Origin of the sequence: Sphingomonas larreae, from assembly GCF_051400595.1 — a bacterium.
Lineage (GTDB): Bacteria > Pseudomonadota > Alphaproteobacteria > Sphingomonadales > Sphingomonadaceae > Sphingomonas.
Genome location: NZ_JBLFFI010000006.1, coordinates 120,231 through 133,511 on the forward strand (window position 1 = coordinate 120,231; position 13,281 = coordinate 133,511).

General features: G+C 70.2%; 9 protein-coding genes and 1 pseudogene. 5 read left to right on the top strand and 5 right to left on the bottom strand.

Annotated features, from left to right (window positions below; all coding sequences use genetic code 11):
- Window positions 1-109: 109 nt before the first annotated feature.
- From ACMGDM_RS17860 to ACMGDM_RS17875, 4 genes are all read right to left on the bottom strand, one after another.
- Window positions 110-1,351: an ABC transporter permease gene (locus ACMGDM_RS17860; RefSeq protein ID WP_436805482.1), complete on the bottom strand. Its 1,242-nt coding sequence runs from the start codon at window positions 1,349-1,351 to the stop codon at window positions 110-112.
- Window positions 1,348-2,262 carry an ABC transporter ATP-binding protein gene (locus ACMGDM_RS17865; protein ID WP_436805483.1) on the bottom strand — a complete coding sequence of 305 codons (915 nt, stop codon included), beginning with the start codon at window positions 2,260-2,262 and terminating at the stop codon, window positions 1,348-1,350. The genes ACMGDM_RS17860 and ACMGDM_RS17865 overlap by 4 nt, the downstream gene beginning before the upstream one ends.
- 280 nt (window positions 2,263-2,542) lie before the next feature.
- Window positions 2,543-2,920 (bottom strand): hypothetical protein, encoded by a 378-nt coding sequence (locus ACMGDM_RS17870; RefSeq protein ID WP_436805484.1) that lies wholly within the window; start codon window positions 2,918-2,920, stop codon window positions 2,543-2,545.
- Window positions 2,917-3,585, bottom strand: coding sequence for an EI24 domain-containing protein (locus ACMGDM_RS17875; RefSeq protein WP_436805485.1), 669 nt, complete (start codon window positions 3,583-3,585; stop codon window positions 2,917-2,919). Before ACMGDM_RS17875 ends, ACMGDM_RS17870 begins: the two co-directional genes overlap by 4 nt.
- 90 nt (window positions 3,586-3,675) lie before the next feature.
- Here ACMGDM_RS17875 and ACMGDM_RS17880 point away from each other — a divergent pair, with 90 nt between their 5' ends.
- From ACMGDM_RS17880 to ruvA, 3 genes are all read left to right on the top strand, one after another.
- Entirely contained in the window at window positions 3,676-4,686 is a 1,011-nt protein-coding gene (locus ACMGDM_RS17880; RefSeq protein WP_436805486.1) for an adenosine kinase, read from the top strand.
- A gap of 269 nt (window positions 4,687-4,955) precedes the next feature.
- Entirely contained in the window at window positions 4,956-7,445 is a 2,490-nt protein-coding gene (locus ACMGDM_RS17885; RefSeq protein ID WP_436805487.1) for a TonB-dependent receptor, read from the top strand.
- Between the two features lie 230 nt (window positions 7,446-7,675).
- Window positions 7,676-8,272, top strand: coding sequence for a Holliday junction branch migration protein RuvA (gene ruvA / locus ACMGDM_RS17890; RefSeq protein ID WP_436805488.1), 597 nt, complete (start codon window positions 7,676-7,678; stop codon window positions 8,270-8,272).
- Between the two features lie 179 nt (window positions 8,273-8,451).
- On the opposite strand, the gene ACMGDM_RS17895 is transcribed toward ruvA, so the two are convergent.
- Entirely contained in the window at window positions 8,452-9,849 is a 1,398-nt protein-coding gene (locus ACMGDM_RS17895) for a DEAD/DEAH box helicase (RefSeq protein WP_436805489.1), read from the bottom strand.
- A 302-nt stretch (window positions 9,850-10,151) separates the two neighbouring features.
- Between ACMGDM_RS17895 and ACMGDM_RS17900 the strand changes: the two are divergent.
- Window positions 10,152-12,215: pseudogene (locus ACMGDM_RS17900) on the top strand (hybrid sensor histidine kinase/response regulator); the annotation flags it as partial.
- Between the two features lie 64 nt (window positions 12,216-12,279).
- Window positions 12,280-13,281 carry a fumarylacetoacetate hydrolase family protein gene (locus ACMGDM_RS17905; RefSeq protein ID WP_436805490.1) on the top strand — a complete coding sequence of 334 codons (1,002 nt, stop codon included), beginning with the start codon at window positions 12,280-12,282 and terminating at the stop codon, window positions 13,279-13,281.

Here is a 13,281-nt window from a genome sequence, read left to right on the forward strand (position 1 = left end):
CTGTTGCATGACAGCGGGAAGCGCTTTCGTTCCGCAGCGCAACACTCTGGAAAGGCGTTGCATAAAAGCGACAGCGGCGGTGTCGTATACGACCGCCCGCAGGCGCCGTTTAGCGTTGCGCGAACAGCCGCTTCCACGCCGTTTTGGGGTTGCCGGACTGGAGCACGCCGCGGCGGAACAGGCGCGCGCCGACGGTGATGAAGATCGCCACCCACAGCGCCTGCCACGCCAGGGCGGCGGCGTGCGGCCACAGCGTTGCGTCGCTCGCCGCGCGGCCCGCCATGGCGAAGGGCGAGGAGAGCGGGAACAGCTGCGCGGCGGTCGCCACCCAGCTGTCGGGATGCGACACCGCCGCGGACGACAGCGCGAACATCGCGACCTGGACGATCGTGATCGGCAGCGACAGCATCTGGATCTCGCGCATCGTCGCGGCCTGCGCGCCGACGCCGAGGAACACCGAGCCGAGCAGCAGATAGGCCATGGTGAAATAGCCCCCGAACAGCAACGCGAACCAGCCCGCGCCGACAGCGGGCTGAAGCGCCCCGACACCCGCGCCCAGATCGCCCGGCAGCAGCGCGCCGATCTGGCTGATCACCACGCCCCAGAAGCCGACGAACAGCAGCGCCACGCCGAACATGCCGACCAGCTTGCCCAGAAACACGCTTTCCAGCGGAACCGCCGCGGCAAGCACCTCGATGACCTTGTTGTTGCGCTCCTCCGCCATCGTGCCGACGACCTGGCCGGAGAGAAAGAGCGTGAGGAAGAAGATCCCGAAGGTGGCGAAGAAGCCGGTGGTCTTGCGCACGCCCTGCGACGGTGCGGCGGTGCGGACCGTGGTCAGCGTCGCCGCGCGCGGTCCGTCGCGACCGGCGCGCATCGTGAGCGCAGCGTCGCGCGCCAGCACCGCCAGGTAGCGCGCACTGCTGCGCTCACCCGCGGCGTAACGTACTGCCGGCCGGTCGAGCGTGCCGTAGAGCACCGCGGCGACGTCAACAGCGTCGCCGTCGCGCGCGCGGGTCGCGATCAGCGCCGCCGCCTGACGCGCCGGGGCATCGTCGATGCGCCGCGGTTCGAGCTGCGGTCGCGACGAATGCCCGTCGGCGGCACGCCAGCGCGCGTCCGCCTGGAGCACCGCGGCCGCCTCGGTTGTGGGAAGCAGCACCACCAGTCGCGTGCGCGCGGCCGAACTGTCGGTTGCGCTCGCCGCGCCCAGGCTGCCGACCGCGCCGAACGACGCCATGAACAGCGGCGCGAACAGGAACAGCAGGAAGATCGGGGTGAACACCGTGGCGACGAAATCACGCCGCGCGATCGTCAGCGTCTGACGGAGGTAGCGGCGCAGCGGCGTCATGCGCGCGCCTTCGCGTCGCCGACGACGCGGACGAACGCCTCGTGCAGCCCGGGCCGCTCGATCGACAGTTCGGCGATCCCGTGCCCCGCCGCGATCAGCCGCGTCAGCACTGCCTCAATCCCTTCCGGCGGCAGCTCGAATCGCCAGCCCCCGCCCTCCGCGCGCGCGTCCGCGGGCAGTAACCGCGCGATCGCCGGGTCGGCGCGATGCGGCATGTAGCGGACCTGTTGCGGTAGCAGCGCGCGCGCCGCGTCCACCGTGCCCTCGAAGCGGCGCTGGCCGCGTGCGATGATCGCGAGCCGGTCGCACAGCCGCTGCGCATGCTGCATGACATGGGTGGAGAACAGGATGGTCGCGCCGCGCGCCTGTTCGGCACGGATCAGCAGCTCAAGCCGATCCTGGTTGACCGGGTCGAGCCCGGAGAAGGGTTCGTCGAGCACCAGGAGGTCCGGCTGATGGACGATCGCGCCGAGCAGCTGGACGAGCTGCGCCATGCCCTTGGACAGTTTGCGGATCCTGCTGTCGATCGCGTGACCCAGCCCGCTCGAGTCGAGCAGCGCTGCGGCGCGCGCGCGCCCGGTGCGCCAGTCGAGCCCGCGCATGGCACCCATGAACGCGATCGCCTCGCGCGCGGTCATCGAGGGGTAGAGTCCGCGCTCCTCGGGCAGATAGCCGACGCGGTCGCCGACGTCGCGCGGGGCATCGCTGCCGAGCAGGCGACGCCGGCCGGAATCGGGCTCGATGATGCCGAGCAGCATGCGCAGCGTCGTGGTCTTGCCCGCGCCATTGGGGCCGAGCACGCCGTAGATCGCGCCCGCGGGCACCGCGAGATCGACCCCGTCGACCACGCGTCGCTCGCCGTAGCGTTTCACCAGCGCCTCGGCGCTGACCGCGATCTCGTTATCCGCCACCCGACGCCCCCTTGTCGCGGACGAGCCTAGGCGAGCGCGCGCGCCAGGGCTAGCGGGGAGGGGGGCTTGGGCTGCGCCACGCCGATCCTCCCCGCTAGCGGGGAGGGGGACCGCCGCGAAGCGGTGGTGGAGGGGGTTCTCCCCACAGTGCAGCGCTTGTGGAAGCCCCCCCTCCACCATGCTTCGCATGGTTCCCCTCCCCGTGCCGGGGAGGATCTGCGTGGGCGACGACGGCGGGTAAGGCGTCTCTATCGCCTGCCTCGCTGACGCTCGACCGCCGCTACTTACCCCCCTCGCGCCGGGTCAGCGCCGCGACGCAGCTGGCACGGTCGATCGCGCGGCCGTCGCGCTGACGCGAGTCGGCCCAGGTCACCTTGGCCTCGCCGCCCCCGCTGGGCGGGTACAGGTATGCGTCGAGGATGCAGATCGCGCTGGAGAATTGCAGCTTGCGCGCGGTGCCCTCGCGCACGTCGGCGTCGGGCGGGCCGAAGCTGCGTACCAGCGCCGCGGCGTTCTGCCCGATCACGCTCTCCAGCCCCACGCTGGGCAGCGCGGCCGCGACCGGCTGCGGCCGCGGCGCGGTGGTCGGCGCCGTCGCGGTACAGCCCGCGGCCGCGAGCGCGGCGAGCAGCGCGGCGAGACGGCGGGGCGGGATCATCGGCGGGCTCCGTGGTAGAGGTGGGTCGCCATCGCCGCGCCGAGCACCGGCGCGAGGATGTTGAGCAGCGGAACCACGAACAGCGCGGTGCCCGCAAGCCCCAGCACGAAGCGCCGCCCCGCGGTCGCCGTGCGCCAGTCTCGCATCGCCGCGCGGGGCAGGTGGCGCGCTGCGACCATGTCGCCGAGATCGCGCCCGAGCAGCCAGGCGTTGACCAGGAAGAACAGCGCCGCGGTGCCGACCCCGGTGACGAGCAGCGCGAGATAGACCGGCAGCAGCACGAGGTTGACCAGGACGAAGCGCGCCGCCGAGCCGAGCCCCATCGCCAGCCCGCGCGCCAGCGGCACCTCGCGCGCGCTCGCCGCCGCGGCGGGGTAGTGGCGTCGCTCCACCGCGGCCACGATCCGGTCGGCGAACAGCCCGACCACGAGGATCGCGATCGCGCGGAACAGCAGCCAGAAGGCGAGGGCGGTCACCACGATCGCGGCCAGCCCCGCCATCGCTCCGTGATAGGTCCAGCCCGCCAGCGCGGCGTCGACCAGCCACCACAGGCCGAGCGCCAGCGCGGCGAACAGCGCCAGCGTCACCGCCAGTGACTGCGCCAGCACGCGCACCACCGGCGGGTCGCCGAGCTGACCGATCGAGAGCAGCAGCGCGCGCAGCATCGTCGTGCAGCGATGCGCCGTCCGCCGCGGTTGCGCAAGCCGCGGTCGGCGGATAGGCGGGCGCTTTCCCGGACAGCAGGACCAACCCCTTTGACCGCACCCCGCCCCCAAGCCGAACCGACCTACGACGTCGTCGCGATCGGCAACGCGATCGTCGACATCCTCTCGCCGGCGAGCGACACCTTCGTCGCCGACAACGGCATGACCAAGGGCGCGATGGCGTTGGTCTTCTCGCCTGACGAAGCGGACGCGCTCTACGCCAAGATGGGGCCGGGGCAGGAAGTGTCGGGCGGCTCGGCGGCGAATACGATCGCGGGCATGGCGGCGCTGGGCGCGTCCTGCGCGTTCATCGGCCAAGTCGCCGACGACCAGCTCGGGGACGTCTTCGCGCACGACATCCGCGCTGCCGGGATCCGCTTCGACACCCCCGCCCGCGCCGGCGCGCCGACCACCGGCCGCTGCCTCATCTTCGTGACCCCCGACGGCCAGCGGACGATGAACACCTTCCTCGGCGCCTCGCACTATCTCCCCGAGGCGGCGCTGGACCGCGCGCTGATCGCCGACGCGCGCTACCTCTATCTCGAAGGCTACCTGTGGGATCCGGAGGAGCCGCGCGCGGCGATGCGCGCCGCGATCGACGTCGCACGCGCGGCGGGGCGCAAGGTGGCGTTCACGCTCTCCGCCGAGTTCGTGATCGACCGCCACCGCGCCGCCTTCCATGAGCTGATCGACGTCGGGCTGATCGACCTGCTCTTCGCCAACGAGGCGGAGATCATGTCGCTGACCGAGACGGGCGACGTCGAGGCGGCGATCGCGGCGGTGAAGGACAAGGTGCCGCTGGTCGTCGTCACGCTGAGCGAGCGCGGCGCCACCGCGATCGCGGGCGAGGAGCGCGTGACGGTGCCGGCGCAGCCGATCGACAAGGTGGTCGACACGACCGGCGCGGGCGACCTGTTCGCGGCGGGCTTCCTGTTCGGCCAGGCGCGCGGCAAGTCGCTCGAGTCGTCGCTGACGCTGGGTGCGATCTGCGCCGCCGAGGTGATCCAGCATTTCGGCGCGCGCCCGATCGTCGACCTCAAGGCGATCACCGCGGCGGTCTGAGGGAAGGGGCTCTCACCGCTCATGCCGTTGTTGGTGTCATCCTGAACTCGTTTCAGGATCCACTGTATCGCAAGCGCCGCACCCCCTGAGGACGCGGCGCGGTGGATCCCGAAGCAAGTTCGGGATGACGGAAGTAAGAACGAAGTGCCACCCCAGGCCCCATCCAGCGCATGTCATTGAATTGACCCAGTAACGTCATCGCGTTGCAAGATGACGATCGCACAGCGCGCCGCAGACGGGCGGATCAGCGCCCGCTGGGGAACGATCACATGAACCGTACGATGCTGCTCACGGGCGCTGCCGCGCTCGCGCTTGTCCTCCCGATCGCGCCCGCCGCGGCGCAGGAGTTGCAGATCGTGCGCGACGGCACCGGCGCTGCGCCTGCCACCGCCGCGGCCGCGCCGGCGGACCCCGCACCCGGTGCAGGCGCCGACCCGGCGACGAGCGACGACACCGCGGCGACCGACGTCGTCGTCACCGGCGCGGTCACTCGCTCGGTCACGCAGATCGGCAGCGTCGAGATCCAGAAGATCCTGCCCGGCATCAGCCCGCTCAAGGCGCTCCAGACGCTGCCCGGCGTGACCTATCTGACCGCCGATCCGTGGGGCAACAACGAGCAGAACATCTCGCTCTTCATCCACGGCTTCAACGCGCAGCAGCTCGGCTACACGCTCGACGGCGTCCCGCTCGGCGATCAGCAATACGGCAATTACAACGGGCTGAGCCCGCAGCGCGCGATCATTTCGGAGAATGTCGGCCGCGTCACGCTCGCCTCGGGCGCGGGCGATCTCGGCACCGCCTCCACCAGCAATCTCGGCGGCACGATCGACACCTTCTCGAGCGACCCGCGCGCCGACTTCGGCCTCACCGCGGCGCAGACCGTCGGCAGCTATCAGGCGACTCGCTCCTACCTCCGCCTCGACAGCGGCGACATCGGGCAGAACACGCGGCTCTATGTCTCGGGCGTGCGCCAGCGCGCGCGGGCGTGGGACTTCAACGGCTATCAGAACGGCTGGCAGGGCAATGCCAAGCTGGTCCACGACGACAGCCGCGGCAAGCTGACCGCCTATTTCGCTTATTCGGACAAGACCGAGCCCAATGAGGACGCCACCGTCGTCGCGGCGAACCAGACGTTTCAGCCCTATATCCGTCCGTTCCTCTACTCAGACCTTGCCAATACGCTCAAATATTTCAATAACCAGTACGCCTACAACGGCGCGGCGAGCTACGCCGCGGCAGGCAACAACTATAGCAATTATTACGGCGGCGCGCTGCGCACCGATTATCTCGGCTACGCCAAATACGACTGGCGCGCGACCGACCGGGCGACCTGGTCGAACCAGGTCTATTTCCACCACAATGACGGTGTCGGCATCATCGCCGGCCCGATCACCGCCGCCGGCCTGCCGCTGCTATTCTCCTTCTATTACCCGGGCGCCGCGGGGAGCAGCCCGACCTCGCCGGCCAATCTCGCGCGGCTGTCGACGATCTTCGGCAACTCGGGGCTGGCGACGCGCACCACCGAGTATCGCATCGACCGCTATGGGGGCCTGTCGACGCTCAAGGTCGAGCTCGGCAACCACCAGATCGAGCTGGGCGGCTGGTACGAGCGGCAGAGCTCGTCGAGTTACCGCCGCTGGTACGCCTTCGATATCAACGACCCCAGCTCAGTCTATCGCCGCCCCAACAGCTACGCCGACCCGCTGATCACGCAATACGGCAGCGAGGTGCGCGTCGAGGAGATCCAGACGCACATCCAGGACGCGTGGCAGATCGTGCCGACGCTGTTGGTGCAGGCGGGCTTCAAGAGCACGTTCCAGAAGGCGCGCCAGGCGGTGCCGGTGCAGCCGATCCCGGGCTCGTTCACCGGCTCGCGCGAGCTGCCGGTCGGCCGGCTCAACACCGACGAATGGTTCCTGCCGCAGGCCGGCGTGCTCTGGGACGTCACCGCGAGCGAGCAGGTGTTCGTCAACGCGCAGAAGAACATCCGCCAGTTCCAGACGAGCGCAGCGGCGGGGCTGTCACCCTTCGCGCTGGGCAGCCAGACCCTGTTCGAAACGTTCAAGGACCAGACCAAGCCCGAGACGAGCTGGACCTATGAGGGCGGCGTGCGCACCCGCCGCGCGCTCGATCTCGGACCAATCACCGGCTTCGAGGGCCAGATCAGCTATTATCACGTCGACTTCTCCAATCGTCTGCTCGGCGTCAGCCCGACCCAGACGATCAGCGCGGTGGCGAGCGGCGCGACGATCCTTGCCAACGTCGGCAGCGTGACCACCGACGGCGTCGACGTTGCCGGCACGCTCCGCTTCGGCGACACGTTCTCGCTGTACAATGCACTATCGTACAACAACTCGCGCTACGACGACGATTACACCGTCGGCGCGGCGCAGACGGTGGTGCCGACCGCGGGCAAGAAGGTGCCGGGCTCGCCGGAGTGGCTCAACAAGACGGTGGCGACGCTGCGCACCGATGGCGTCGAGCTGCAGCTGGTCGGCGACTATATCGGCGCACGCTACGCGACCTATACCAACGACCTGAGCGTGAAGGGCTATTTCACCCTGTCCGGCCGCGTCGGGTTCGACATGCCGCTGTCGGGTCAGGGGCTGGCCAAGAAGCTCGGAGTGAGCCTCAACGTCACCAACATCACCGACCAGCGCGGCGCCAGCACGATCAGCATCGGCGCGGCGAGCGGGACGTATAATTTCTTCCCGGTCGCGCCGCGTCAGGTGTTCGCCACGATCAGCGCGGGGTTCTGAGGCGCAAAGGCAACCGTACCTCTCGCTCCGTCATCCCGGACCTGTTCCGGGATCCACCGTGCCGCATACTCAAGAGGCGTTGCTCTCGCGGACGAGTAGATCCCGGACCAAGTCCGGGATGACGATGATAGGAGAACACGGCGTGCGATCAGACCGTCGGTGCCGACTGAGGGAGCCTCGGATCGTCACCCCCATCGACGGCCGGCCCGGCATCGCCTAACGCCTCGCGCATGATCGCGCATCTCAAGGGGCTGGTCGCGTCGACCGGGATCGACCACGCGGTGATTGAGGTCGCAGGGGTCGGCTATCTCGTCGGCGCCTCGGCGCGCACGCTCGCCGCGCTGCCAGCAGCAGGCGAGGCCTGCCTCGTCCACACCGAGCTGCTGGTGGGCGAGGACTTCCTGCGACTGGTCGGGTTCGCCAGCGCCGCCGAGCGCGACTGGTTCCGGCTGCTCACCGGCGTGCAGGGGGTGGGGGCGCGGGTCGCGCTGGCGATCCTCTCCGCGCTCGAGCCCAACGACCTCAGCCGCGCGGTGATGGCGCAGGACAAGGCGACCGTGGCGCGCGCCAATGGTGTCGGGCCGAAGCTGGCCGAGCGGATCGTGCGCGAGCTGAAGGACAAGGTCGGTGGTGTGGCGCTCGGTCCGGCTGCGGCGGCGCAGGTGGTGCCGGCGGGAGCGGGCGCCGATGCGGTGTCCGCGCTGCTCAACCTCGGCTTCCGCCCCGCCGAGGCGAGCGCCGCGGTGGCGGGGGCGGAGGAGGAGCTGGGCGCGGGTGCCGGGCTCGACGCGCTGGTGCGGCTCGCGCTGCGCAAGGCGGCCAAGTAAGGCGCGAACGGAGCGGCGGGGGCATCGCGTCTCACGATCGTCATTCCGGCCTGGGGCCGGGATCCATCACGCCGCGAGTGTCACCGCCGTGAGTGTACGCCGCACGATGGATCCCGGCCCAAGGCCGGGATGACGGTAGGTCTACGACATGATCCCTAAAAGGCGAGGCCTCGACCGGCTCACCGGCCGGCGGGCGCTCCCGCACCGCCGCCGGCACCGCGACCGCGGCCGCCACGGCGACGACGATTGCCGCCGCCGTTGCCGCCGGCCGGACCCGCGCTCGCATTGGCATAATTGCGGCTCTGCGGCGAACCCGCGGTCGGGCGCGGAGCGTGCGTGGCCTTCGGACGCGCCGGCGGGCGCGCGCCGCGCGGACGGTCCTCGCGCGGCGCGGGGTCGGCGCCGATCGCCTTGACGCGCTCGCTCTTGAGCTGCTCGGCGCGGCGCAGGAAGTCCTCAGGCAGCTCACGCTGCGTCACCTTCTGCCGCGTCAGTTTCTCGATGTCCTTCAGGTACGGCCGCTCGTCGTCCGCGCAGAAGGCGATCGCCTCGCCGCTGCGCCCGGCACGCGCGGTGCGGCCGATGCGGTGGACATATTGCTCGGGCACGTTGGGCAGCTCGAAGTTGAACACGTGGCTCACTCCCGAGACGTCGATGCCGCGCGCGGCGATGTCGGTGGCGACGAGGATCGGCACCTCGCCCGCCTTGAACGCCGCCAGCGCGCGCTCGCGCTGCGGCTGCGACTTGTTGCCGTGGATCGCGTTGGCGGCGATGCCGTTGCCCGCGAGCAGCTTCACGACGCGGTCGGCACCATGCTTGGTGCGCGTGAACACGAGAGCGCGATCGATCTTGGTCTCGCGCAGCAGGATGGTGAGCAGCGCCTGCTTCTCGGTCTGGTTGCAGAAGATCACCGACTGGTCGACCCGCTCCGCGGTGGTCGACTGCGGCACCACCGAGACGGTCGCCGGATCGGTGAGGAACTGGTCGGCGAGCTGGCGGATCGACGGCGGCATCGTCGCCGAGAAGAACAGCGACTGGCGCTTGCGCGGCAGCATGCGCACGATCTTCTTGAGCGCGTGGATGAAGCCGAGGTCGAGCATCTGGTCGGCCTCGTCGAGCACGAGGATCTCGAGCATCGACAGGTTGAGGAAGCCCTGCTCGATCACGTCGATCAGGCGACCCGGCGTGGCAACCAGGATGTCGACGCCGCGCGCGACGTCGTTGCGGTTCTTGGCGATGCTGGTGCCGCCGAACACGGTCGCCACCGACATCTTGGAGAACTGGCCATAGCCGCGCGCCGACTCGGCGATCTGGCTGGCGAGCTCGCGCGTCGGCGCCAGCACCAGCATGCGGCAGTGCGTCGGCAGCACGCGCTTGTTCGCCTCGGACAGCCGCTGTATCGACGGCAGCACGAACGCCGCGGTCTTGCCGGTGCCGGTCTGGGCGATGCCGAGAAGGTCCTTGCCCTCGAGCAGCAGCGGAATGCTGTCGCGCTGGATCGGGGTCGGCTCGCTATAGCCCTTGGCCTCGAGCGCGCGGACGAGCGGCTCGGCCAGGCCGAGATGGGAAAATGACATGTGAGAGAATCCTGCGAAACGGGCCCACCGTGCGTCGCACGGACGCACGGGTGGCGGGGTAAGATGACGCCCCGCGTGACTTGGGAAGCCCATGAATAACGACCGAGACGGAGCCTGGACCCGCAAGGATCCGATCACGCTGCATACGTCTCGATGCGGCGCAGATGGTCCAGGAAGCGCAAAAAGTCAAGGTCGGGCGAATGAACCGGTGGCCCGCCGCGGTGTTTGGGAGCCGTGACCTTACCTATCGCAGTCGATCTGACATGACCGAACGTTCTTCCTCGCCGCGCCAGCGTGCCGAGGCGCCCAGCATCGGGCGCTGGGATTGGGACATCCGCGCCGATCGCGTCACCTCGGACGTCGGCTTCGCGGCGCTGTACGGTGTCGACCCCAAATTGGCGCGCGAGGGCGCGCCGATCGCCGACTTCTTCGGCGGCATTCATCCCGAAGACCTGCCGCGCGTCCGGGCCGCGATCGATCACAGCATCGCCACTGGCAACGCGTTCGAGGCAGAATACCGGCTGATCGGGATCGAAGGCCAGTCGCGCTGGGTCGCGGCGCAGGGCCAGGTCGACCGCGATGTGGACGGTGCACCGGTGCACTTTCCCGGCGTGAGCTTCGACATCGATCAGCGCAAGCGCGCCGAGATCCGGCTCGCTGCGCTGGTGGAGCTGAGCGACCGGCTGCGCGAACCGGGTGACGCCGGGGACCTCGCGCTCGCTGCCGCCGAGGTGCTGGGTCGCGCGCTCGACGTCAGCCGCGCCGGCTATGGCACGGTGGATGCGGACGCCGAGACGATCACCACCGAGCGCGCCTTTTGTGCCGAGGGCATCGCGCCGCTGCCCAGCGTGCTCCGCTTCCGTGACTATGGCTCCTATATCGAGGACCTGAAGCGCGGCGTCACGGTGGCGATCGCGGACGTGCGCGAGGACCCGCGCACGCGCGAGACCGCCGAGGGGCTGCGCCAGCTCGCGGCAATGTCGTTCATCAACATGCCGGTGACCGAGCAGCGCGGGTTCGTCGCCCTGCTGTACCTCAACCATGCACAGCCGCGGACCTGGAGCGAGGACGAGCAGGCGTTCGTCCGCGAGGTCGCCGAGCGCACCCGCGACGCGGTCGAGCGCCGCCGCGCCGAGCGGGAGCTCGCGGATCTCACCGCGCGGCTCGAGCAGGAGGTGGAGGCGCGCACCGCCGAGCTGATGCGGGCCGAGGAACAGCTTCGCCAGGCGCAGAAGATGGAGGCGGTCGGCCAGCTCACCGGCGGGCTCGCGCACGACTTCAATAATCTGCTGACCGGGATCTCGGGCGCGCTGGAGATGATCCAGGTGCGCGTCGCTCAGGGTCGGATCGGCGACCTCGACCGCTACGTCAATGCCGCGCAGGGGGCGACGCGCCGCGCCGCTGCGCTGACGCATCGGCTGCTCGCCTTCTCGCGCCGCCAGACGCTCGACCCGCGACCGACCGACGTGAACCGGCTGGTGAGCGACATGGAGGAGCTGATCCGCCGCACCGTCGGGCCGGCGATCACGCTGGAGGTGGTCGGCGCCGCCGGGCTATGGGACGCGCTGGTCGATCCCAACCAGCTCGAGAACGCGCTGCTCAACCTGTGCATCAACGCGCGCGACGCGATGCCAGAGGGTGGTCGGATCACGATCGAGACCGCCAATCGCTGGCTCGACGAGCGCGCCGCGCGCGATCGCGACCTGCCGCCGGGCCAGTATCTGTCGCTCTGCGTCACCGACACGGGTACGGGCATGACCCCGGAGGTGCAGGCGCGCGCCTTCGATCCCTTCTACACCACTAAGCCGCTTGGCGAGGGCACCGGGCTTGGCCTGTCGATGATCTACGGCTTCGCGCGCCAGTCGGGCGGGCAGGTGCGGATCTACAGCGAGCTGGGACAGGGCTCGACGCTCTGCATCTACCTGCCGCGCCATTACGGGAGCGCCAGCGACGAGATGGCGGCGACGCTGCCGCTCGACCGGGCACCGCCGGCGCTGGGAACGCCGACGGTGCTGGTGGTGGACGACGAGCCGACGATCCGGATGCTGGTGGTCGAGGTGCTGGCCGGGCTCGGCTATGCCACGCTCGAGGCGGGCGACGGCGGCGCGGCGCTACGGCTGCTCGGCGCGGGGGCGCGGCCCGACTTGCTGGTGACCGACGTGGGGCTGCCGGGGCAAATGAACGGCCGCCAGGTGGCGGACGCCGCGCTGGCGCTGATGCCCGGGCTGAAAGTGTTGTTCATCACGGGCTACGCCGAGAATGCGGTGATCGGCAACGGCCAGCTCGCGCCCAACATGGCGCTGCTGACCAAGCCCTTCGCGATGGAGGCCCTGGCGGGGAAGGTGCGCGCGCTGCTGGCGGGCTGAGGGCTCTGGCGAGGCTGGCGCCCTTTCCGCTTCCGCGATACGCAAGGCGGGAGAGGAGCAGCGCATGAAACTCGCCAGCCTGAAAGAGGGGCGCGATGGTCGCCTCGCCGTGGTTTCGGACGATCTCGCCTGGTACGCCGATGCGGCGCACATCTGCCCGACGCTGCAGGCGGCGCTCGACGATTGGGCGCAGGTCGCGCCCGCGCTCGAGCTGCTCGCGATCGATCTGCGCAACGAGGCGATTCCGCGCCTGCGCTTTCACGAGCATGACGCCGCCGCGCCGCTGCCGCGCGCCTATCAATGGGCCGATGGCTCGGCCTATGTGAACCATGTCGCGCTGGTGCGGCAGGCGCGTGGCGCCGAGCTGCCCGCCAGCTTCTGGCACGACCCGCTGCTGTACCAGGGCGGTTCCGACGGCTTTCTCGCCCCGCGCGATCCGATCGCGCTCGCCGAGGAGAGCTGGGACGCCGATTTCGAGGCGGAGGTGGTGGTCGTCACCGGCGATGTGCCGCAGGGCGCGACGCGCGCGCAGGCGCTCGACTCGATCCTGCTGGTGGGGCTCACCAATGACGTGTCGCTGCGCGGGCTGATGGCGGACGAGGTCGCCAAGGGCTTCGGCTTCTTCCAGTCGAAGCCGGCCTCCTCCTTCTCTCCCGTGTTCGTCACCCCGGCGGCGCTGGGCGACTGGTGGCGCGACGGCAAGCTGCACCGCCGGCTGATGGTGGAGCTGAACGGTACGCCGTTCGGCCGCGCCGACGCGGGCGAGGACATGACGTTCGATTTCGGGGCGCTGATCGCGCATGCCGCGCGCACGCGGCGGCTCGGCGCGGGCACGATCATCGGCTCGGGCACCGTCTCCAATCGCGACGCCGATGGCGGCCCGGGCACGCCGGTGGGCGAGGGCGGGGTGGGCTATTCCTGTCTCGCCGAGTTGCGCGCGGTGGAGGCCCTGCGCGGCGGCGCGGCGACGACGCCGTACCTGCGCCGTGGTGACACGGTGCGCATCTGGGCCGAGGATGATCGGCACCACACGATCTTCGGCGCGATCGAGCAGGTGGTCGCGTGA

What these genes read in the sequence shown, in the direction of transcription:
- ACMGDM_RS17860 (WP_436805482.1), bottom strand. Translation starts at nt 1,351, where the DNA reads ATGACGCCGCTGCGCCGCTACCTCCGTCAGACGCTGACGATCGCGCGG.
- ACMGDM_RS17870 (WP_436805484.1), bottom strand. Translation starts at nt 2,920, where the DNA reads ATGATCCCGCCCCGCCGTCTCGCCGCGCTGCTCGCCGCGCTCGCGGCC.
- ACMGDM_RS17875 (WP_436805485.1), bottom strand. Translation starts at nt 3,585, where the DNA reads ATGCTGCGCGCGCTGCTGCTCTCGATCGGTCAGCTCGGCGACCCGCCG.
- ACMGDM_RS17885 (WP_436805487.1), top strand. Translation starts at nt 4,956, where the DNA reads ATGAACCGTACGATGCTGCTCACGGGCGCTGCCGCGCTCGCGCTTGTC.
- ruvA (WP_436805488.1), top strand. Translation starts at nt 7,676, where the DNA reads ATGATCGCGCATCTCAAGGGGCTGGTCGCGTCGACCGGGATCGACCAC.
- ACMGDM_RS17895 (WP_436805489.1), bottom strand. Translation starts at nt 9,849, where the DNA reads ATGTCATTTTCCCATCTCGGCCTGGCCGAGCCGCTCGTCCGCGCGCTC.
- ACMGDM_RS17905 (WP_436805490.1), top strand. Translation starts at nt 12,280, where the DNA reads ATGAAACTCGCCAGCCTGAAAGAGGGGCGCGATGGTCGCCTCGCCGTG.